Source organism: Paenibacillus sp. J23TS9 (assembly GCF_018403225.1).
Taxonomy (GTDB): Bacteria; Bacillota; Bacilli; order Paenibacillales; family Paenibacillaceae; genus Paenibacillus_AQ.
Genome location: NZ_BOSG01000002.1, coordinates 1 through 22,333, shown reverse-complemented (window position 1 = coordinate 22,333; position 22,333 = coordinate 1). Strand labels below are relative to the sequence as shown.

Genomic DNA, 22,333 nt, shown 5'->3' with positions numbered 1-22,333 from the left:
TTAGGGTGTTAAGAAAAGGCTCCTCAAAGTCAGAGACGACTTTGAGGAGCCTTTGTTTGTATGCAAAATGATCAATTTGCACCCGAGTAGCGGAGGGAATGAACGATTGCGGAGAAGCGGAGCGGTCGGCTAAGAGCTTTTCGAAGGAAAGCTGCATCGGAAGCATACGCTGTCATCGGATTATACCCATAAATAATCTTTAAAAAGAATCCGATGACAACAGCGATCGAAACAACGTTCATTCCCGGAGCGTCCTGCAGAACGTGTGCATGCTCCTTTATTAATTTAAGTGAATTTTCATTCTGCACGAAGCAGCGAAGAGGACGAAGCAATTCCGAACAAGCGTTAGCGGTCGCCTTTGTCCCCAAGATATCTACCTATTAATAATAAATTCATGATACCTTGGGGCAACAGCGATGGCAGGAATGCTTCGTTCGCGGAACGCCGGCTAACAAAAAAGGAACTGCCTCAGACCGATCGGCCTTTGAGACAGTTCCTTTTATTTATAGCAAAATTATAACTGTTTGGCTTCGCTTTTTGATTACTTACGTTCCTTGCCCATCTCGCGGAACGACTCCTCCGCAGCGGCAAGCGTCGCGTCGACATCCTCATCGGTATGCGCCGTTGTCAGGAACCAGGCTTCATACTTGGAAGGCGCCAGATTGATATTCCGGTCGAGCATGTGGCGGAAGAATGCAGCAAAAGCCTCACCGTCCGTATCCTGCGCTTCTTCATAATTGGTGACCGGATGATCGCAGAAATGTGTGGACAGGGAACCGCGGATACGGTTAATGGTCAGTGCCACGCCGTGACGGTCAGCGGAAGCTTGAAGTCCATCGGCAAGCTTAATGGCAAGCCGGTTCATTTCTTCGTAGACGCCTTCGCCTTGAAGGACTTCCAGGCAAGCAATGCCGGCAGCGATGGAAGCCGGGTTGCCGGCCATGGTTCCAGCCTGGTAAGCCGGGCCGAGTGGAGCAACCTGTTCCATAACCTCTTTGCTGCCGCCATAAGCACCGATCGGCAGTCCGCCGCCGATGATTTTACCAAGGGCGGTCAGATCAGGCTTGATCGCCTCATGGTTGTCCAAACCGGCAAAGGTTTGGGTAGAGCCATAATGGAATCGGAATGCGGTGATCACTTCGTCATAAATCACGAGTGACCCGTTATCATGTGTCATTTGGCAAAGGCCTTCGAGGAAGCCCTTTGCAGGCATAACCATACCGAAGTTGCCGACAATCGGCTCCACCATGACAGCAGCGACATCGTCGCCCCATTTGGTCAGAGCCGCTTGAAGGGCTTCGAGGTCATTGAATGGAACCGTAATGACTTCCTGGGCGATGCTTGTTGGTATCCCGGCGCTGTCCGGAATGCCAAGCGTGGAAGGACCTGAACCGGCAGCTACCAGCACCAGATCAGAGTGGCCGTGGTAGCAGCCTGCGAATTTGATGATCTTGTTTCGTTTGGTAAAAGCGCGTGCAACACGGATGGTCGTCATTACGGCCTCCGTGCCGGAATTGACAAAACGGACCTTGTCCATGGAAGGAATGGCTTCCTTCAGCATTTTGGCAAGCTTGATCTCAAGCTCTGTTGGTGTACCATACAGCGTGCCGTTTGCAGCTGCTTGTGTAATGGCTGCCGTAATATGAGGATGGGCATGTCCAGTGATGATTGGGCCGTAAGCAGCCAGATAATCTATATAGCGGTTATCATCCTCATCCCAGAAATAGGCTCCGTTTGCCCGCTTCATAAATACAGGCGCCCCGCCGCCTACCGCCTTGAATGAGCGGGAAGGGCTGTTGACGCCTCCGACGATGTGCTGTAATGCTTCTTGGTAAAGCTGTTCAGAACGTGAACGATTCATGTTGATTCAACTTCCTTTCCTCATTAAAAGCAGGCGGGCAGCCTTAATTGCTGCCCGTACTGCTATTTTTGCTTCCGGACGAAGTGTCCTGGGTAGTTGTGCTGTTTGTTTCGGATTCGGTTTTACCATCGCTTGAGACCGGTACCGGCGCCGGTTTGTTGAAGATATCCTTAATATAATCCTTCAGCGCCGTCTCACTCGATACAGTCAATACAGCCGCGCCGCCAATGGTTTTCTCTTTCAGGAGCTTCATCGGAGGAATCTGCTCACTGCTGGCCATCTGGCTCTTGTAGCCGACTGTTGCCAGCTTCCACATATCGTTGACCGACAAGTTGGTGTCAATATACGGACTGACGCCTTCCAGAATATCGGGAAGCTTCATGATGGAAGTAGTGGACTGCATTTTCTCGGCAACAGCCTTCAAAAAGGCGCGCTGCCGCTCGGTACGGGTGAAGTCAGAGGTAGCATCATGACGGAAGCGCACATATTGGAGCGCAGTGTTGCCATCCAGATGCTGATTGCCCTGCTTCAAATTGATATCATACTCATGCTTATCCGCGTCGCTCGGATAGTACATATCCTTTTCAACATAGAAATCGACGCCACCGACTGCGTCTACAAGCTTGATAAAGCCCTGGAAATCGGTGTAGACATAGTACTGGATTTGAATACCGAGCAGGTCGCCAACGGCTTTCATGGCCGTGTTCGGACCATGAGTAATCGCGGTGTTGATGCGATCCTTCCCGTGTTCTGGAATATCCGTGTACGTATCGCGCAGAATAGAGAACAGATTAATCCGCTTTTTGACGGGATCAAGCGAAGCAACCATCATGCTGTCGGATCTCGGAACTTCACCTTCTTTGAGACCCCGCGCGTCTACGCCCATGAGGAGAATGTTAACAGGCTCGGTACCTTCCCATTTGGGAGGATCGGGAACCTTGACTTCGACGGGGGTTACGTTTTTGAATGGAGAGGCTTCTCCGGTTTTTTGCAGGCCTTGCAAACCACTATAAATCGAAGTGAAATAATATACCGCGTAGCCGATCACAGCTACCAAAATGATGGCTATAATCCACAATATCGTTTTCTTCCTTGAGGTCATTCCTTCTCTTCCTTTCAATTATCCTGATAAAGGAGCTTGTTGTCTGTTTCGACATTTGTAGGTTAAGGATTCATTTATTATAATTTTTTTTGTGGATACAATCAATTTTACGTTAGCATCCAGCATCTATCCATTGTCGAAAGGAGACGAATGAATCATGACAGAGATGGTTATCGGGCAAGAGGTGCCTGACTTTACGCTTCCCGCATCGAATGGAGAAGAAGTCACGCTAAGCAGCTATCGCGGCCGTAAAGTCGTATTGTATTTTTATCCGAAAGATATGACGCCGAGCTGCACGCAGGAGGCCTGCAGCTTCCGTGATTCCCATCATATATTGGAAGAAAAGGGGGTTGCCCTCCTGGGTGTAAGCCCCGATCCCGTTAAATCCCACGGTAAATTCACAGATAAGTACGAACTGCCTTTTCTCCTGCTGTCAGATGAGGAACACAAAGTCAGTGAGCTGTATGGCGTATGGCAGCTCAAAAAGATGTACGGACGCGAGTATGAGGGAATTGTCCGCTCTACTTTCCTTATTGATGAGGATGGGAAACTCCTGAAAGAATGGAGAAAAGTTAAAGTAGCAGGACATACCGAAGACATTTTGTCCGCTCTTTAATCCATGTAGCGAGAAAATGGTAATTCCCGGTGGCTTTCCTTAATAAGGAAGGCTGCCGGGTTTTTTCGCGTTTACAGCTCATCCTGATAGGCATCTCAAAGTGTTCGTACAATTCATTAAGTTAGAATCTTTGAATTAAATACTGTGAAAATATAATGAAAATGGATGTAAATATAGCAAAAATGATTTTACAACTTAGAATATTCGAAGTATAATATTGTTTATCTGCTTTTTGAAGAGGAGCTATGTGAATTGAATCATCAGCATGACATTACGGTAGATATGTTACTTGATGTATATAGTGAGCTATCCAAAAAAATGACTGGTCAGCGTATTCGTGCTTTAACGGACCATCTGCGCGAGCATGAAATGTCTTTGAACCAGTTTTTTATTCTGAACATTATTGAACGCGACGGAGCATGCCTATCGAATCATTTGGCCCGCGAACTGAAACTGAAAGCGGCGTCGATTACCTACCTGGTGGATTCACTTGAGAAGAGAGGGCTTGTTGAACGGCTTGAGAATCCGAGCGACCTTCGCAGCCATTTGATCACCATTACGGAAAAAGGACATGAAGTCTCCTCCTACCCATTCGAGCAGTCCTTGGCCGCTGATTTCTTCAGCACGCTGAGCCAGGATGATATAGAAGTTCTCTATGTGATGATGCGCATTATGAACCGTAAGTTACATTCACAATCATCAAAAGAATAGGGAGTGTGGTATTTTGAAAAAATTATTGAAGGTGAAGTTTGCCTGGTTTCCCGTGTGGTCCACAGCTGTGCTCATGCTCTGCATGATCTGTGTATATCTGCCGGTCTTCAGTGGGTCAACGCAAAAATTAACCGATTTTCCACTGATTGTCGTGAATGAGGATCAAGGTATACCATCAATGAACCTGGGCCAAAAGATGATGGATAATCTGGTTGAAAGGCAGAACGGACATTCCTTTAAATGGACGATCGAATCCAGTAAGGAAAAGGCCCTTGAGGAAATAAAAAATAACAAGGCGTACGGTGCGCTCGTGATCCCGTCTAACTATTCTGCCTCGCTAGCCCAGCTGCAAAAGACACTGATGACCGGCGAAGCCGGAGGAAAGGCAGTTAATCTCGAGGTGCTGCTGAACGAAGGCGGCGGGCAGATGGCAACTTCCGTGGCTTCCAATGCGCTAGGAACAGTAGCCACATCGGCTTCGACCGGTATCAGCAACGAAATCAAGGCAAGCATGATGAAGCAAGGAATACAGGTGTCACCTCAGGCGACATCGCTTCTGGATGCTCCGGTACAGGCAACAACGGCCAATGTGCTTGGTTTACCTGCCAATGTTAATAAAGGCATGACACCTTTTATGATCGTGCTGATCTCGTCCATTAGCGGCTTGATGGGTGCCAATATGATACATGGCTATTTGGGTAAAATTGCCGAAGGCATGGCCCGCAAAGGCCATCCGCTCAGCTCGGCAAAGCTGCTGCTTACGGAATTGCTGATGGGTATGATTCTGGCTGTGCTGGTCACTTCCGCACTGCTTACCTTTGTGTTTGGTATCTTCGGTAGTGCGCATACGGCAAGCATCTGGAGAATCTATCTTTTCATGCTTTTATGCTGCCTCACCATGTACTTCTTATTCAAAATGATCAGCTTGTTTCTGGGTAAATGGGGGATGCTGGCGATGTTCCCAATTAACATTCTGGGTATCTTTGCAAGTGGTGGTGCCATTCCATTAACTACGCTGCCGGATTTCCACCGTGTCTTCAGCTCTTTTCTGCCGACCCGTTACATGGTTGACGGTATGCGTGCTTTGTTCTACTATCATGGGCATATGCAGGCAGGCCTCGGAACGGCGCTCAAATATATCGTAACGTATTTCATTATGTTCCTGTTTGTTTGTGCTGCCATGGTTATCATGGCACATCATAAGGATAAGAAGGGCAAGTCGAAACAAGAGGGAGAACCTCAGCAAGGAGCCAGTCACGGTCAGGAAATGGGCCTGCTAGCGGCAGAATAATTAAGCTTTCATAGAAATAGGTTAGATGGGAAGCCGGCGCGTCTTTCTTCGCAAATGAATGCGGAGAAGGGCGCCGGCTTTCTTTGTTTGCAATGTGGCGTATAACGTTAATCTGATGTAAGAAAAATGAAATGTGTTAAAACCCTTACATGGATTTATGAAATAACTATGCAAAAACATATGTAAATTTATTCTTATATTTATATTGACATGAAAACATGTTGGCATTAAACTAATTCGTATGCGAAATATTAGGACATGGAATTGATTAAGAAACAGGGTGAGTTGGTTTTGGATTCGCAGGATCACATTCTAGAGTTGTTGTACTCTTTTCGCCAAGTGCATCTGAGCTTTTACCAATTGTTTTGGAAGGATGCGGGGACGCTTGGAACCACCTGGATTCAATATCTAGTGCTGCGAACACTCCGTGATCATCCGGATATCGGACTCACAGAGCTGGCAGATTTCATTCTTATAGGAAACAGCACGACCAGCGGTGTCGTGGATCGGCTTGTTAAGGCGGGGATGGTTGAACGCAAACGCTCCGAGACAGACCGAAGATCCATCACGCTGAGGAACACAGAGGAAGGGGATGAATTGCGAAAGCGCACAGAAGAAACATGCAGTGACTATCTGGATCCGCTCTTACTTATCCGAGAAGAGGACCGACGTCATTTGCTCGACACACATCAACAGATTATCGACATATTATCACATAAAGGGAGAGAGAGAAGTACATTATGAATAGCAGCCAAGCTCAGTCTATAGAGCATATTAAGAAAGGGCCGATTATCGCCGCATTGCTCATCGGCGCTTTTGTAGCGTTTCTGAATCAGACGCTTATGAATGTTGCCCTGCCTAAGATTATGGATGATCTTGGAATTCAAGCTAACACGGGACAATGGCTTACCACAGGCTATATGTTGGTCAATGGTGTTTTGATTCCTGTCACCGCATTTTTGATTGCAAGGTTTACAACAAGGCAGTTATTTATTTCGGCTATGTCGTTGTTCTCGATAGGAACGTTGATATGCGCCTTATCGCCGTCCTTTGCCATACTAATGATTGGCCGTTTGATTCAAGCCGGTGGTGCAGGTATTCTGATGCCGCTGATGACGGTTGTATTCCTGAACATCTTCCCGATTGAGAAACGCGGATCGGCTATGGGCATGATGGGGATTGCCATGATTTTGGCACCAGCGATTGGGCCTACATTGTCCGGTTATGTTGTTGAACATCATTCTTGGCGTATCCTGTTCTATATCATTTTGCCTTTTGCCGTCATTGCAACCTTAATCGGTATTTTCTTCTTGAAAAACGTAACCAAGGTAACTAAGCCGAGATTCGATGCGATCTCTGTCATCCTGTCTACGATCGGTTTTGGTGGACTTCTGTATGGATTCAGTGACGCAGGTACCGACGGCTGGAACAGCCCGCGGGTCATTTGGACGCTCGTTATCGGTACAGTGGCTCTAATAGCTTTCGTATGGAAACAGCTGTTGTCCAAGGCTCCTATGCTTGAATTCCGAATTTTTAAATATAATATGTTTACGCTGACGACGATCATTAACGTGATTGTAACGATGGCCATGTACGCAGGTATGATTTTAATGCCGCTGTTCCTGCAGAACATTCGTATGTTTACACCGATGGAGTCCGGCTTGATGATGCTTCCGGGTGCTATTCTGATGGGGATTATGTCCCCGATCACGGGAGCTATATTCGATAAAATCGGTGCCAGATGGCTATCTGTCATCGGTCTTTTGATCACGGTCGCAATGACCTATGAATTCAGTCAGTTGACCGTAGATACGTCGTATTCGCATATGATGATCATTTATACGGTCCGCATGTTTGGTATGTCACTCATGATGATGCCAATCCAGACCGCCGGTCTGAATCAGCTGCCGCGAAGTATGAATGCGCATGGTACAGCAATGTCCAATACGCTGCGTACGATCTCCGGTTCCATTGGTACAGCGATTCTGGTAACCGTAATGACCTCTCAAACGAAGCATTATGTAACCGAGGGTATTAAAGCCGGCGCTGCCAAAGCGACCGATCAGGCGCAAATGGGTGCGTTGACTGCACAATCCATGGTTCACGGCATTAACGATGCATTTAATATTGCTACATGGTTGAGTGTTGCTGCGTTGATTCTGGCCTTCTTTATCAAGAAGACGAAGCCGGAAGAGGAAAACCTGAAGACTGAAATGCAAAAAGTGGGCGGAGCCGTAAACGCCGAAGGTTAATGAAAAGATATCCTTTTATATATGTTTACACCTAAAAAGACGCACCTGCGAACAGCGGGTGCGTCTTTTCTCTATTTTTATAACATTTAATTTTGGCGTGTTTTGGATACCGGCTTGGCCTTTAGCTTGCGCATGATCTTGGAGAACAGCAAAGAATTTCTGTATCGGTAGATCAGTAAGATCAGAGCGAGCAGGATAATGGCGCCAACCACCCATATCGAGTATTTCTCCACGGTATGAAAAACCAGATTCCACTGTGGCCCGAACAGCTTGCCGATGCTTAAGAACAGAACGACCCACAGAAGCGCCCCACTATATGCGTACAAGGCGAACTTGCGAAAGGAAAGGTTGATCATCCCGGCAAAATATCCGGTGAAATGACGTACGCCTGGAATGAAATAACCAAGGAAAACCAAGCTTTGACCGTATTTGTTGAACCACTTTTGCGCGCGTTCAAGCTTGTGCTCAGACAGCAGCACCCATTTTCCATAACGTTGAATGAAAGGCAGCCCTGCCTTTAGGCCAATAAAATACGTTATCGTAATGCCGATGGTTGTGCCAAGGAATGCGAGTATGAGCAGCCAGCCAAAATGCAATTTTCCCGCATAGGAGAGATAACCCGCATACGCCATCGTAGTTTCCCCGGGAAAGGGGAGCGCGATGAACTCCAGTACCAGTCCAAAAAATAATACGACATAGCCGTAATCGCCAAACAATAGCTGTATCCACTTCAGTAGTTCCAACGGACTCACTCCAAACCAGATCCAAGTTGTGCTTGCCTCTTTGCATTAAAAAGTACAGACTCAAAGTCTATTTTCAAGCCTTCCACCATATAATCTACCAGAAAGCAGAATTCATAGAAATAGTGGAGGTATTCGTCATGTTTAAAAGGTTATTTGATAGCAAAAAAAGAGCGGCTTGCTGTGGACTTTCAGTGCTGTTGTTTATGCTCTTTTCATTTTTCGGAGAAGGCTCGTTTCCTTGGCCTCCACAACCGGCAGATGCGAAAGCTCCGGAACTGTCGGCGAGTCAGCAGCAGGTTGAACTGCTGTATTCATCATCATCTCCCACAATCAAACCTGTATCAGCTGCAAGCGGCAAAACGGTCTACCTTACGTTTGACGATGGACCGAGTGCATTAACCGGCGAGGTACTTGATATTTTGAAAAAAAATAATATACATGCGACCTTCTTCGTGCTTGGTGAGCAGGTCAAGCGTTACCCTGAGCTGCTGCAGCGCATTTTTGAAGAAGGACATGCCATTGGCAATCATACGTACGATCATAATTATACCGAACTTTATCGCGGATTTCCTGTCTTCTGGGATCAGATTAAGAAAACGGAAGAAGAGATAAGCCGGATTACCGGTGTTCGTCCGCAATTGGTCAGAGCACCAGGGGGGACAGCCGGGCACTTCGATGATACTTATTTTAGTCTATTAAAGCAAGGAGGATACATCGTTACCGATTGGAATGTGGACAGCGGTGATTCCAAGCGCCGGGGAGTGCCTGCTTCTGAAATTATAAAAGGTGCGGAAACACCGGTAAAATCGGATAAGGTTGTGCTGCTGATGCATGACGGAAGCGGTCATGGCGAGAGCGTGAAGGCACTGCCGAAGATCATATCCTGGTATAAGGCAAAGGGCTATCAGTTTGGAATTCTTTCTCCGGAGGAAGAGCCTGTGCAGTTCAAGGTGAATGACAAGGCAAGACAGCTGAAGCGGAGCGCGCCAAGCGGGGAATGGGTTCAGTCGCATGTGGCCGGCAATGCCGCTTTGTTTGAGAATGATAAACCTCTCCGGCTCGAAGTGGGGCCGCAGGAGACGACGCTGCAGCCAGGGGAATACTTGTACGAGAACGGGCATTACTTGGTACCTGTACGCGCAGTAGCAGAAAGACTCGGTGGAACGGCCGCCTGGAATGCCAAAACGCAGACCGTGGATATAACCCTTTTGGCGGATACAGATACCACGCTGCAGATCGATACGAAATCCGGACTACTGTCTGTAATGGTATTGGGTAAGAAGCAGACAGGGCATTCTACGGCGGTAAAAAATATGAATGATTCGGTGTGGGTCCCGGTCCGTGATCTCTTTGATAATGCGGGGTATCAACATATTGCTGCTTCAGAGAACGGTGAGGAACGACGGATCAAGGTATTCTAATCTCATAATCTATTGAAATCCGAAATATAAGATGTCTACTTCCTTCCAATTATGGAGAGACTTAATTTCATAGATTCCTTTGAGGAACTAAACTCCAAAATGAATCGGAGGTTATGAAATTGTCTACTCCTTCTATACAACATCAGGACTTTGCTCCTGAACTGCTGGAGCGGGTGATCGCCCGTGTAGGAACTGTTATGGTCGGCAAAGAAGCACAGATCCGGCTCGCGCTCATGTCCATGCTGTGCGGCGGACATATTCTGCTTGAAGATATGCCAGGTGTGGGCAAAACCATGCTTGTCCGTACGCTTGCTGCCTGCCTTGGAGCTAGCTTCGGCCGTATTCAATTCACCTATGATTTGATGCCGGCGGATGTGACCGGAACCTCGGTGTACCGCCAGCACAGCGGCACCTTCGAATTCCGCCCGGGTCCCATGATGTCGAATCTAGTGCTGGCTGATGAGCTGAACCGTGCTTCGCCGCGGACACAGTCGGCGCTGCTGGAGGCGATGGAGGAACGCAGAATTACCGTGGATGGCAGCACCTATCCGCTTCCACGCCCGTTCCTGCTCCTGGCAACCCAGAACCCGCTGCAATTTGAGGGAACCTACCGGCTTCCCGAAGCGCAGCTGGATCGATTCCTTATGCGAATTCAGCTCGGATATCCCGAGCCGGATCAGGAGATGGAGCTCCTCTCGCGGATGCAGGGTGTACATCCACTTGAACGGATCAAGCCGGTTATGCTGGCAGAGGAAATGGAAAAAATGCAACGTGAGGTGAAGGGAATCTTCGTGGATGATTCCATCAAGCTAATGCTCGTGCAGACTGCAGACGCTTCGAGACGCCATTCCAAGCTGCAGCTTGGAATGAGCCCGCGTGGAACGCTGGCCTGGATGCAAGCCTCGCAGGCAGCCGCCTATATGTCGGGGCGGAGCTATGTCATTCCCGATGATATTAAACATACGGCGGTTCCGGTCCTGGCGCACAGACTGCTGCTCAGCCATGAGGCATTGCTAGGCGGCATGCAAAGCGAGGATATCGTGCTTGAGCTGCTGTCACGCCTGACCATGCCGATGGCCCCCCGCAAAGGAGCGAGGATATGAAGAAGCGGATTGCTGAGTGGACTGGTGGAGTTGTCGTGCTTGGCTTACTGGCTGCTCTGTACCTCTGGCATGGGGGAGCATCCGCACTCTATATGCTGCTGCTTGCGGGACTCATTATCACTTCCGGAGTGTTGATGCAGGGGTTGGGACCACATCGTATCATCGTGAAACGTCATTTATCCGAGTCCGTCATAGCGGCGGGGGATACTGCCGTTATGCAGGTACAGGTGGAGTTCCGTTCTTTCCTACCTGTGCCATGGCTTGCCGTAGAGGACTATTATACCGGGGGAAGCAGCCGGCAAATTCTTTTTCCGGGATTCCGGCGCAATTTGGCATACAGCTGTGAACTCCGCAGTCTGCCACGTGGAGTCTATTCCTTCGATGCCTGCCTGCTGGAATGGGGCGGGCTGTTCGGCTGGTTTAAAGGGGGGCGGATGCAGAGAGCAGAAGGGCGTCTGCTCGTTCTTCCGAAGCCGCTGCCGATCGGAAACGCTTTGGAGTTGCCGACCGCTGTATCGAAAGCCTCACAGCAGCCCGTAAGGATGACAGAACAGAGGCATGGCACCAAAGGTCCTGAGGTCAGGGAATACATTCATTCTGATCCGCTGAACCGTATTCATTGGAAAAGCACCGCAAAGCACGGTACTCTCCAAACGTATATGCCGGAGGATGAACGGGATCCGTTTTGTCTGGTTATTCTGGACCGCTCGCTTCAAGGATATATTTCAAATAGTGATACAGAGGAGGCGCGGCAGGAGAAAGGGGAGCAATCTTTTGAAAAGGCCGTATCGGCAGCCTCCGGAATTTTAGGTGAAATGATGCGGGCAGGGGCAAGAGGCAGTCTTGTGTGTGGAGTGCAGGACATGCTGGCTAACAGTTTGACGGCCGCGGGTGGAGTGGAGGCCAACAACCGCGACGCTTATACCCGCATGCTTGCATCATTGTCTCCGATTAAGCTGGCCGAGGGACCACAGCTCTCGTCACTGCTGGAAGAAAGCTCGAAGAAGATGGTACCGGGTACACGTGTGATCGTTGTTACCGGTATGTTGGACAAGCAGGTGGCCGATGCCGCCGGAAGATTGATGTCTCAAGGCATGCAGGTCGATTTCTACTGCACAGCAATATATGGGGATCGCAGGAATCCGGATGGAGGTAAAAGGGTCAAACAAGCGGGAAGCAGTTCTTCTTTTGCCTTGGCGGTTCATTTATCCCGGATGGGGGCAGGAGTATTTGCTGTCAATCAGGAGTCGGCTGTAAGAATCGGCTTGGTAGATACGTCTCCTCAAGGGGAGGGGGCGATCTAGATGGAGAATGGAAAAGATCCGCTTCTGTACCGGATATGGATTTCTCTGCCTTTAATGGGGTTATTCATGGAATGGCTGATACCATTAAAGCCCCTTAATATAATGTCTGTCAGCAGGGAATGGTTCGGAGCCATGTATGTATTTACCGGACTTCTGCTTCTGCTCGGCGTGTTTTGCCTCAGATGGATCTTATCGCTGCCGATCTATGGGATATTCACATTGGGCGTATGGGCATATGTCATACGGCAGAGTGGGGAAGAGTTCGGAATCTTGTCCTCTCTTTCCTTGATTTGGCGGGATGCGGGACTGCTCGTCTCCACCGGAGAGTTCTCCATGATGAGTCAGGAATCGCGTATACTGGTCCTCATGATCGGCTGGGCCCTGCTGGTCTATTCGGTTCAGTCACTGGCGCTGCTCCGGAGCAGTGTCCTGCTTTTCGCAGCAGCAACGCTGCTGTATTTGTTCTGTCTTGAAACACTGCTGAATCTTCCCGTATATGGTGACATCATACGTACCAGCGCTTTGATTCTTATGCTGCAGGGGATGGTTCATCTCTCGCGGCTCAGAGAAAGCGGGAAATCCCATGCGATTCCCAAATCGATGTACAGTATATGGGGGTTCTCGCTCGCAGCAGCCGTACTCCTCCTGGTTGCAGGGGGCTGGGCCGGGGGAAGCTTAACGCAGCCGAAGCCTACGGCCCGTATCTCTTTGCAGCAAGCTGCAGAGCGTATCGCGGACTGGGTTAGGACAGGTTACAACGGCGGTGAAGCAGAGGCGGTTACGGGATATAATTTATCCGGTGCAGAGGAGGATATGGGACTTCCACTCCATCAGGGGAATCGGATCTATTTTACGGCCGAAACCCCGGTTGCTACTTACTGGCGCGGGGAAACCTTCAGCGAATATAACGGCAGAAAATGGTCAGAGCCTGAAGGAGATGTGAAGACGGGGTATGCACCCGGGGTAATTACAGGACAAGCGGAAAATGCAGCAGCCGGACTCAAGACAGTCACACAGCAAATTACATTTGAACAGCCGCTTCTGCAAAGCTTTCCGCTGTTTGGCGGCGGCATGGTTGCAGAAATTTTGGACCTGCAGCTAGCATCGGCAGGGACCGCCTTACCCGCGGCAATTGAGCGAAATAGCGAGGCGGGAACGGTAAAGGTGATGCTGGACAGGGGTCAGCCGCAGGTGGAAGGGTACACGGTAAAGGTGAATATCGCTGACGCAGATGCGAAGCGCCTAAGCCGTGAATCCGGTGCAGATCCGCAGTCTGTCCTAGCACGATATTTGCAGCTTCCGGGTGAGCTCCCGCAGCGGGTGGAAAATCTGGCTGATGAGATTACGAAGAATGCTGCAAACCGCTACGAGCAGGTAGAAGCGGTGAAAAGTTATCTGAAGGAGCATGAAAGCTATACGCTGGAAACGAGAGTGCCGCCCGAGGGTCAGGAATTTGTAGATGATTTTCTGTTCGAGACCCATGCAGGATACTGCAACCATTTTTCAACCGCAATGACGGTACTTCTTCGCAGTGAGGGCATCCCTGCACGATATGTGAAGGGATTTGCTCCAGGCAAGCAGGACTTGAGTCAACCTGGACGTTATCAGGTCAGCGAAGGTGATGCGCATTCCTGGGTTGAGGTGTATTTTCCGGAATCGGGCTGGGTTCCTTTTGATCCTACACCTGGATTTACGCTCTCCAGCAGCTTGTCACAGCCCGACTCTGCTTTGCATCAAATGTCCGCAGCTGGAAGTGATGTATTTAAGAGAATATCAGGCTTGGCTGTAAAAGGACTGTTCAGCACAATGGATTTCATTTGGAGCAAAAAACTTTTATTAGCAGCCATAGTGTTTCTGGCAGGTATGCTTGCGCTTATGACCATTCAGTTCATGCCGTGGCTACGGTTCATGCCGATCTGGTTCAGGCTTCATGGAACACGGCAGCATTTCCCCTGCAGAGATGAGCTTCTACGGAGCGCCCGTCCGGTTTGGGCAGCTTTAGCCCGCCGATTTGGTGCTATGCCAACTGGCATTACGGTCAGAGAATATGTAAATGCCCTCCCCGTTGAAAAAGAAGATTTACGCATGATGTTGTACGATTTTGCCGCCGATTGGGAAAGGATAGCATATGATGAAGGTCCGATGGATCGGGGGAGATGTATCGCTTACATGCGCCGCTGCTTGCGGATCTCCAAAAAAGTGGCATAAGCTTACTGCCCCGGTTTTCTTGACGGTATGATTTATCGTTGCGTATAATTAATTTCAACAATTGAGGGAGGCACGTTATGAACAAGCCAAATGAAATCATCGTTGTCCTGGATTTCGGGGGACAATACAACCAACTTATTGCACGACGCATTCGCGATTTGGGAGTTTACAGCGAACTGCTGCCGTTTAATACACCTGTCGAGAAGATCCGTGAGCTTTCTCCGAAAGGGATCGTTTTTTCCGGAGGACCTTCAAGCGTATATGCTGAGAACGCACCCCATGTGGATCCGGCGGTTTATGAACTGGGCGTGCCGATCTTCGGTATTTGCTACGGCATGCAGCTGATGGCTCAGCAGCTGAATGGTAAAGTCGAGCGCGCGGCCAAACGCGAGTACGGCAAAGCCGACCTGGAATTTGCTCCGGGCACGACTTTGACCAAAGGTCTGGAAGACAAGCAAACCGTATGGATGAGCCACGGGGATCATGTTGTAGAGCTGCCGGAAGGCTTTAAGCTGGATGCGGGAACGGAATCGGCTCCGATTGCGGCGATGAGCAATGCGGACAAGCAGCTTTATGCGGTTCAGTTCCATCCGGAAGTGCGCCACTCTGTAAACGGTAATGAAATGATCCGTAACTTCCTGTACGAAGTGTGTCATTGCGATGGCAATTGGACTATGGAAACCTTCATTGATGACGCGATTCGCGATATCCGCGATCAGGTTGGTGACCGTAAGGTACTGTGCGCATTGAGCGGCGGCGTGGATTCTTCCGTTGTGGCGATGCTGATTCACAAAGCGATTGGCGATCAGCTGACTTGTATGTTCATCGATCACGGTCTGCTGCGCAAAGGCGAAGCAGAGAGTGTTATGGAAACCTTCGTGGGCAAATTTGATATGAAAGTTGTCAAAATCGATGCGCGCGATCGTTTCCTCGGCAAGCTGGCCGGCGTAGAGGACCCTGAGAAAAAACGCAAAATCATCGGTAACGAGTTCATTTATGTATTTGATGAAGAATCTGCTAAATTTGATGATTTTGATTTCCTCGCCCAAGGTACGCTGTATACGGATATCGTAGAAAGCGGCACGGCAACGGCTCAAACGATCAAATCTCACCACAATGTGGGCGGATTGCCTGAAGACATGAAGTTCAAGCTTATCGAGCCTTTGAAAACCTTGTTTAAGGACGAAGTGCGCAAGGTCGGCGCAGAATGCGGTCTTCCGGAAGAAATTGTATGGCGTCAGCCATTCCCAGGCCCTGGACTTGCTATTCGTGTTCTGGGTGAAGTAACTGAGGACAAGCTTACCATCGTACGTGACTCTGACTACATTTTGCGTGAAGAGATTGCCAAGGCTGGCCTCGACCGTGAAATCTGGCAGTACTTTACAGCCCTTCCGAACATGAAGAGTGTCGGCGTTATGGGAGATGCACGTACTTACTCGTACACCGTAGGCATCCGTGCCGTAACCTCCATCGACGGCATGACCGCCGACTGGGCGCGCATCCCTTGGGATGTGCTTGAGAAAATTTCCGTTCGTATCGTCAACGAGGTCGATAACGTTAACCGCATCGTATATGATGTAACGTCCAAACCGCCTGCAACGATTGAGTGGGAGTAGAACCGAAGCTTTAACTGTTTGATACGAAATCCGTTTTCCTCTTCTGGAGGGGAACGGATTTTTTGGTATATATGAACACAAAAAGCTGCCCTTGCCGTAAATACGCGCCAGCGCAGCTTCTTGTATGTAAATCGACTCGGGACTCGGCTATCTGTTCTTATTCTTCAGATCATTCATTTTGAGAATTCTCAGCGACCGGGTCTTCGCCGGGATATTCTCTTCCCTCAGCCTCATGCAGCTCCAGATTTTCATTGCCGAACCGGCGCGGGCTATGCTGCCCCTTTCGCCATGGCGAGCTTTTGCCGATGGACTCGGCTTCCAGACTTGAACCGTAAGGCCCTTCCGGGAATTCTTCTGCAACCAGATCATTGTGCTGCGACTGTACGGTGGAAACATCATTGTTTTCGATACCGTTATCCGGTGTATACATGCTTGGAGCACCTTCCTTTCTTTTAGAGTAATGTCTCCATTTCGTTGATTTTTATAATTTCATTCCTTATCTCTTTACGTATATCGTATATAATGAGTCTAAGTACCATCACTTCTGAGAGGGGGAAAGTTAAAGCGTGCAAACCATTGAATCGCTTGAAACACCTTGCATTCTGATTGATGAAAGTGTCGTGCTGCGCAATTTGGATAACATGGCGAACTGTGCCGCCCGCAACCAAGTAAAACTCCGTCCGCATATCAAAACGCATAAAATTCCGGAGTTTGCCTTGAGCCAGGTTGCAAAAGGGGCTTCTGGCATTACGGCTGCGAAGGTTGGGGAAGCCGAGATTATGGCTGAACACGGAATAGACGATATTTTTATTGCTTATCCGGTGGTATCTCCGGCCAAGATCAGAAGGGTCATCGCGCTGGCGGAAAAAATCCATGTGATTGTCGGTGTGGAAAGTATTGAAGGAGCGAAAATTCTCTCCAGGGAAGCCGTGGATGCGGGCGTCACGCTTTCCGTGAGACTCGAAGTAGATACAGGCCTTGCACGAACCGGGGTGGCTCCGGATAAGGCCGTTGAACTGGCGAAGGAGATTGCTGCACTGCCGGGACTCGACTTAAGCGGCATTTTCACTTTTAAAGGTGCTGTCTTTGAAGGAGCAGGTACGCTGGATCTGGAAGCTGCGGGCCAGGAGGAAGGACGCATCATGGTTGAGACGGCTGACAAGCTGCGTGCCTGCGGCATTGCAATCCGCGACGTCAGTGTCGGCTCCACCCCTACAGCCCCGTATGCGGCCGCAGTCGAAGGCGTAACGGAAATACGTCCGGGTACCTATATCTTTTATGACCGTATGCTCGCCGTAATGGGAGCCTGCTCCAAGGAAGATTGGGCAGCGAGGGTTCGGGTCACTGTTGTAAGCGTTCCCGCTGAAGACCGGATCGTTGTGGACGGCGGCAGCAAAACCTTCGCGACCGACGTACAGCCGGGGCAGCATCCGCTGCATCTGAAGGGCTTTGGCGAGATTATAGGCCATCCTGACGCCGTATTCGAGAAAATGAATGAAGAGCATGGCATGATCCGCACGAGTGGCCCTCATGGCCTCCATGTCGGAGATACCCTTGAAATTGTACCGAATCATATTTGTCCTACAATTAACCTGCATAACGAAGTGTATGTAACGCAAGAAGGCGTAATCCGGGCCGTACCTGTCTTGGCAAGAGGGAAGCTGGCCTAGGGAAGTGGGGGGACCAACATGCTCGACATTATTATTGAAAATGGAAGACTTGTGGATGGAACGGGAAACCCATGGTATTTTGGACAGCTTGGCATTAAGGACGGTATGATAACCCACGTGGGCAGAACCGATGATGAAGCACTAGAGCGGATGGATGCAAAAGGGCAGGTGGTGGCACCTGGATTTATCGATGGACACTGCCACTCCGATCTGCTGATTTTGGACCAGCCCGAAAGTGAGTTTAAAACGCAGCAGGGTGTGACGACAGAAGTCGTAGGCAACTGCGGTCTTGCTCCGGCGCCTTATTTCAAAGACAGGGCTGCCGAGCTAAAGAGTTATATTGAGCCTGTGATAGGACGCACCGATTGGCCTTGGCCATGGGAGAATATCGAGGAGTATCTGCAGCATCTCGCAAAGTCACCCGCATCTGAAAATGTCTCCACGTATGTGGCGCATGGCGCTCTGCGCATCTCGGTGATGGGCTTTGCGAACCGTCCGGCTACGAAGGAAGAGATGAACCGGATGAAGCAGCTTCTGGAGAATGGGCTGAAGGCTGGCGCGATCGGCCTGTCCATCGGACTTCTCTATGCACCGGGCAGTTATACGCCAAAAGAAGAGCTTGCGGAAATATGCAAGGTGGTATCAGCATACGGTGGACTCTTCTCTACCCATATTCGCGGGGAGGGCAATAATCTACTGGCATCGGTCCGTGAGGTCATCTGGATTGCTGAGCAAAGCGGTGTATCCCTGCATGTCAGCCATCTAAAGGCAGCGGGACGCATCAACTGGGGCCAAACCCAGGACGCGATTGCATTGATCGATGAGGCGAGAAGCCGGGGAATGGATGTTACCTGTGATGTGTATCCGTATTCCGCGGGGTCAACCACGCTCACAACCGTACTGCCGCCATGGGTGCTTGAGGGTGGTATCAACGCTACTCTAGAGAGGATTGCGGACCCGTCCATACGAGAGAAGATCAAGCATGAGCTGCGGGAGGAGCAGACGACCTGGGATAACCTGGTTTGCTCAACGGGTTGGCAGAGCGTATATGTGTCCTCCGTCCCATCTGCTGCGGGTAAATTGCTGGAAGGCAAGCATATTCAGGAGATCAGCGAATTATGGGGTATGGATCCGGAAGACACTGCCCTGGAACTGCTGGCCAGAGAACATGGACAGGTGTCCATTGTCTATTTTCATATGTCGGAAGAGGATGTGCGCGAAGTCATCCGCTATGATTATTCCCTGATCGCATCGGATAGCCTAGGCTGTGTCACCGGCAAGCCGCATCCGCGTTCTTACGGTACATTCCCAAGATTGTTCGCGGAATACGTCCGCAAGCACAAGATACTTACCCTGGAGCAGGCCGTACGCAAAGTAACCTCTTTTCCTGCACAACGCTTCAAACTAGGCAAAAGGGGTCTGCTTGTACCGGGCTATGCGGCAGATATCGTCATTTTTGATCCGTCGACGATCTCCGACACGGCTACATACCAGGATCCGATCCGCTATCCTGATGGGATTTCGGCGGTGCTCGTTAATGGCCGAAAGACCATGGAGCAGCATCAGCACACTCATGAACGTCCTGGCGTATTTATTCCCGTGCAGCACTGCTGCAGGCATTAAAGAGGCTGCGAGCCTAGAGACAACCCAATTTAAGGAGATGACTAAACATGGCTAAAATTGAAAAAGTTCTTGAAGAAAAAGGTATCGTTCTAGAGAAGGTGCCCGTACCCGTGGCGGAATACGTTCCGGCCAAAACCGTAGGGAACCTGGTGTATACCTCCGGTAATGACTGCCGCATCAATGGTATTCTGAAATACACAGGTAAAGTGGGAAGTGATCTGACGGTTGAGCAGGGCTATGATGCTGCGCGGCAGGTCATGATCAATCTGATTTCGGTGCTCAAAGAACATCTGGGTGATCTGGACCGTGTGAAGCAGGTCGTTAAAATGCTGGCATTTGTTAATTCCGCAGACGGTTTTGTTGAGCAGCCATATGTGATTAACGGGGCATCCGAGCTGCTGGTTGAGGTTTTTGGCGAAAAAGGCAAGCATGCGCGCTCGGCTATTTCAGCCAATGAATTGCCTTTTAATACACCGGTAGAGATTGAATTAATCGTAGAAATCGAATAGATGCGAAGGAAATGCACTAATTCCGAACGTTAAGCATATCCATATGTTTGAATATTCGTTTTTTCTATTGACAATTTTCTTCTGCCTCCCTAGAATAAATGATGTGAGAAACGACAATAAATAAGATTTTTTTCGTATAATCCCGGGAATTGGCCTGGGAGTTTCTACGAGATCACCGTAATGATCTGGCTACGAAAAGAAGAGATGACGGATAACAAGTCTGTGCTTGGTACACCTTATTTCATAGGGACATCTAAACGCATGCGCGAAATCCGGACGAACTCTCTTTCTTTTATGCATAATGCCTGCGGATCGATGACGGTCTGCGGGCTTTTTTGTCGTCCTGACTCAATTTTCTAAGGGGGATTCAGTAAAAATGGAGCGTTTCTTTAAGTTAAAGGAACACGGAACGAATGTAAGAACAGAGATTATTGCCGGCCTGACCACCTTTATGGCAATGGCGTACATCCTTTTCGTCAACGGATTGTTTCTAGGGGAGAATGGTGCAGGTATTCCGAACTCTGGCGTGTTTTTCGCTACAGCTGTCGGAGCGGGTCTGGTTACGATCCTCATGGGATTGTTTGTTAATATTCCGATTGCATTGGCACCAGGGATGGGGCTTAACGCTTACTTTATGACCGTGGTACTGAGCTCGAATGGTACGATTACATGGCAGGCTGCACTGGGTGCGGTTTTTATCTCCGGTATCATTTTCATCATTCTGACTGTGACGAAGGTTCGCCAAATGCTGCTTGTGGCAGTTCCTCAAAACTTGAAAAGCGCCATTACGGTTGGTATCGGATTGTTTATCGCCGTGGTTGGCTTCAAACTGAGCAATCTGATCTCCATTTCGGTGAATCCAGGTACGGATGCGAGCAAACCAATTGGCGGAGCAAGCTTCAACCTGATGCTTAGCGATTTCTTTTCACATAAAGATGCCCTTCTTGCCCTGATCGGTCTTTTGTTTATCGCGGTATTGATGGTGCTTCGTGTCAAAGGTGCTCTTCTGATCGGCATCGTGGTGACAACTCTGATCGGTATTCCGATGGGAGTAACGGATCTTAGCGGACTTACTCATGCGAACTGGCTTCCTTCCTTCTCCAATCTGGCTGTAGGGCAGTTGGACCTGAAAGGTGCACTTCACATCGGTCTGTTTGATATCGTATTTATCTTTACTTTTGTTGAATTGTTCGACACTTTCGGTACATTGGTAGGTACAGCTACTCGTGCGGGTCTGATGAAGGACAAAGAGAAGAGCGAAAAAATGATCGGGAAAGCCATGCTCGTTGACGCGGTTGGCGTCAGTGCGGGTGCGGTTCTCGGTACAAGTACCGTTACTTCTTTTGTAGAAAGTGCCGCAGGGGTAGAAGCAGGCGGACGTACAGGTCTGACAGCAGTAACAACTGGCGTGTTGTTCATTCTATCCCTGTTTATCGCTCCACTGGCACTGGTTGTTCCTTCGGCAGCCACAGCTCCGGCACTAATTATTGTTGGTGTCCTGATGATGAGCCAGGTCCGTAACATTGAGTGGGATGATTTCTTTGCAGCCTTCCCAGCGTTCCTGACGATCGTTCTGATGCCTTTCACAGGTGGTATCGCCAACGGTATCTCCGCTGGTATCATATCTTATGTGATTCTGGGTATCTTCTCTAACTTGGTGACCAAGCGCAAAGTTAAAATTCATTGGTTAATGTGGGTGCTCGCCTTGATCGTTATCTTCCGTTTCGTTTTCCTGGGTACGGAATAACTTATATACGGAATAACTTATAATAGAAGAAGAAGGGTCGTGTTTCTCTCCATAAGAGAGGAAGACGGCCTTTTTGTTTATTGTAAGAAAAGATGGGGATAATGAATGTGACCAACTTTTTTCAATAAAAGTGTTGCATTATTTCTGGGCGCATGGTATATTCTATTTCCGGCCAAGAAAACACGATAAAGTGAATTCTTATCAAGCGAAAATGCTTCAAAAAAAGATTTTAAAAAAAAGCTTGCATAAAACGGTCGAAGATGTTATACTATAAAAGTTGTCGCCGAGAAACACTTCGGCGTTGAACGAAAGAATTTGATCTTTGAAAACTGAACAACGAGTGAGATACAGGCTTTGCTTGCAAGGTCGACCGCGAAGCAAATTGGTTCAAGCCTTCTGGCTGAATGATTTGTTGAGCAAAACAATGAGATTATATCTCGTCAGTTTCAAAATGAGCTATCAACTTTCTTGGAGAGTTTGATCCTGGCTCAGGACGAACGCTGGCGGCGTGCCTAATACATGCAAGTCGAGCGGAGTTGATGAGAAGCTTGCTTCT

Annotated in this window: 19 protein-coding genes, 1 rRNA gene and 1 riboswitch; of the genes, 15 read left to right on the top strand and 5 right to left on the bottom strand. The window is 49.1% G+C overall.

What is annotated here, in order from left to right; translation table 11 throughout:
- Positions 1-71: 71 nt before the first annotated feature.
- The 3 genes from KJS65_RS15680 to KJS65_RS15670 all read right to left on the bottom strand — a co-directional run bounded on the left by KJS65_RS15680 (position 72) and on the right by KJS65_RS15670 (position 2,963).
- Positions 72-242, bottom strand: coding sequence for a hypothetical protein (locus tag KJS65_RS15680; protein WP_213650862.1), 171 nt, complete (start codon positions 240-242; stop codon positions 72-74).
- 299 nt (positions 243-541) lie between these two features.
- The gene (locus tag KJS65_RS15675; protein WP_280531330.1) at positions 542-1,861 is read right to left on the bottom strand and encodes a glutamate-1-semialdehyde 2,1-aminomutase; all 1,320 of its coding nucleotides are present in this window, start codon (positions 1,859-1,861) and stop codon (positions 542-544) included.
- A gap of 43 nt (positions 1,862-1,904) precedes the next feature.
- A complete protein-coding gene (locus KJS65_RS15670; RefSeq protein ID WP_213650861.1) occupies positions 1,905-2,963 on the bottom strand; it encodes an LCP family protein in 1,059 nt (352 codons plus the stop codon).
- A 157-nt stretch (positions 2,964-3,120) separates the two neighbouring features.
- Here KJS65_RS15670 and bcp point away from each other — a divergent pair, with 157 nt between their 5' ends.
- The 5 genes from bcp to KJS65_RS15645 all read left to right on the top strand — a co-directional run bounded on the left by bcp (position 3,121) and on the right by KJS65_RS15645 (position 7,833).
- Positions 3,121-3,579 carry a thioredoxin-dependent thiol peroxidase gene (bcp, locus tag KJS65_RS15665; protein WP_213650860.1) on the top strand — a complete coding sequence of 153 codons (459 nt, stop codon included), beginning with the start codon at positions 3,121-3,123 and terminating at the stop codon, positions 3,577-3,579.
- Between the two features lie 252 nt (positions 3,580-3,831).
- Positions 3,832-4,290, top strand: coding sequence for a MarR family winged helix-turn-helix transcriptional regulator (locus KJS65_RS15660; RefSeq protein ID WP_213650859.1), 459 nt, complete (start codon positions 3,832-3,834; stop codon positions 4,288-4,290).
- 13 nt (positions 4,291-4,303) lie between these two features.
- Positions 4,304-5,581: an ABC transporter permease gene (locus KJS65_RS15655; RefSeq protein ID WP_213650858.1), complete on the top strand. Its 1,278-nt coding sequence runs from the start codon at positions 4,304-4,306 to the stop codon at positions 5,579-5,581.
- A gap of 264 nt (positions 5,582-5,845) precedes the next feature.
- Positions 5,846-6,325, top strand: a complete 480-nt coding sequence (locus KJS65_RS15650; RefSeq protein ID WP_213650857.1) for a MarR family winged helix-turn-helix transcriptional regulator — start codon at positions 5,846-5,848, stop codon at positions 6,323-6,325.
- Entirely contained in the window at positions 6,322-7,833 is a 1,512-nt protein-coding gene (locus tag KJS65_RS15645) for a DHA2 family efflux MFS transporter permease subunit (protein ID WP_213650856.1), read from the top strand. Before KJS65_RS15650 ends, KJS65_RS15645 begins: the two co-directional genes overlap by 4 nt.
- Before the next feature lie 86 nt (positions 7,834-7,919).
- Here the strand turns inward: KJS65_RS15645 and KJS65_RS15640 are convergent, their stop codons facing one another.
- Positions 7,920-8,576, bottom strand: coding sequence for a DedA family protein (locus KJS65_RS15640; RefSeq protein ID WP_213650855.1), 657 nt, complete (start codon positions 8,574-8,576; stop codon positions 7,920-7,922).
- A gap of 137 nt (positions 8,577-8,713) precedes the next feature.
- Here KJS65_RS15640 and KJS65_RS15635 point away from each other — a divergent pair, with 137 nt between their 5' ends.
- The 5 genes from KJS65_RS15635 to guaA all read left to right on the top strand — a co-directional run bounded on the left by KJS65_RS15635 (position 8,714) and on the right by guaA (position 16,228).
- A complete protein-coding gene (locus KJS65_RS15635) occupies positions 8,714-9,997 on the top strand; it encodes a polysaccharide deacetylase (protein ID WP_244864589.1) in 1,284 nt (427 codons plus the stop codon).
- Between the two features lie 113 nt (positions 9,998-10,110).
- Positions 10,111-11,100 (top strand): AAA family ATPase, encoded by a 990-nt coding sequence (locus KJS65_RS15630; protein ID WP_213650854.1) that lies wholly within the window; start codon positions 10,111-10,113, stop codon positions 11,098-11,100.
- The gene (locus KJS65_RS15625) at positions 11,097-12,404 is read left to right on the top strand and encodes a DUF58 domain-containing protein (protein WP_213650853.1); all 1,308 of its coding nucleotides are present in this window, start codon (positions 11,097-11,099) and stop codon (positions 12,402-12,404) included. Before KJS65_RS15630 ends, KJS65_RS15625 begins: the two co-directional genes overlap by 4 nt.
- Positions 12,405-14,612 (top strand): transglutaminase TgpA family protein, encoded by a 2,208-nt coding sequence (locus tag KJS65_RS15620; protein ID WP_213650852.1) that lies wholly within the window; start codon positions 12,405-12,407, stop codon positions 14,610-14,612.
- A gap of 77 nt (positions 14,613-14,689) precedes the next feature.
- Positions 14,690-16,228 carry a glutamine-hydrolyzing GMP synthase gene (gene guaA / locus KJS65_RS15615; protein WP_213650851.1) on the top strand — a complete coding sequence of 513 codons (1,539 nt, stop codon included), beginning with the start codon at positions 14,690-14,692 and terminating at the stop codon, positions 16,226-16,228.
- A gap of 169 nt (positions 16,229-16,397) precedes the next feature.
- On the opposite strand, the gene KJS65_RS15610 is transcribed toward guaA, so the two are convergent.
- On the bottom strand, positions 16,398-16,658 hold the full coding sequence (locus KJS65_RS15610; RefSeq protein WP_213650850.1) for a hypothetical protein: 261 nt from the start codon (positions 16,656-16,658) through the stop codon (positions 16,398-16,400).
- A gap of 136 nt (positions 16,659-16,794) precedes the next feature.
- Here KJS65_RS15610 and KJS65_RS15605 point away from each other — a divergent pair, with 136 nt between their 5' ends.
- From KJS65_RS15605 to KJS65_RS15585, 5 genes are all read left to right on the top strand, one after another.
- Positions 16,795-17,898 (top strand): alanine racemase, encoded by a 1,104-nt coding sequence (locus tag KJS65_RS15605; RefSeq protein ID WP_244864588.1) that lies wholly within the window; start codon positions 16,795-16,797, stop codon positions 17,896-17,898.
- An 18-nt stretch (positions 17,899-17,916) separates the two neighbouring features.
- Positions 17,917-19,521 carry an N-acyl-D-amino-acid deacylase family protein gene (locus KJS65_RS15600; RefSeq protein ID WP_213650849.1) on the top strand — a complete coding sequence of 535 codons (1,605 nt, stop codon included), beginning with the start codon at positions 17,917-17,919 and terminating at the stop codon, positions 19,519-19,521.
- A gap of 47 nt (positions 19,522-19,568) precedes the next feature.
- Positions 19,569-20,030, top strand: a complete 462-nt coding sequence (locus KJS65_RS15595) for a RidA family protein (protein ID WP_213650848.1) — start codon at positions 19,569-19,571, stop codon at positions 20,028-20,030.
- Between the two features lie 112 nt (positions 20,031-20,142).
- Positions 20,143-20,242: riboswitch (purine riboswitch) on the top strand.
- Positions 20,243-20,406: 164 nt separating this feature from the next.
- Complete coding sequence (locus tag KJS65_RS15590; protein ID WP_136608828.1) at positions 20,407-21,777, top strand: NCS2 family permease; 1,371 nt, start codon at positions 20,407-20,409, stop codon at positions 21,775-21,777.
- Between the two features lie 465 nt (positions 21,778-22,242).
- Positions 22,243-22,333, top strand: a 16S ribosomal RNA gene (locus KJS65_RS15585); the annotation flags it as partial.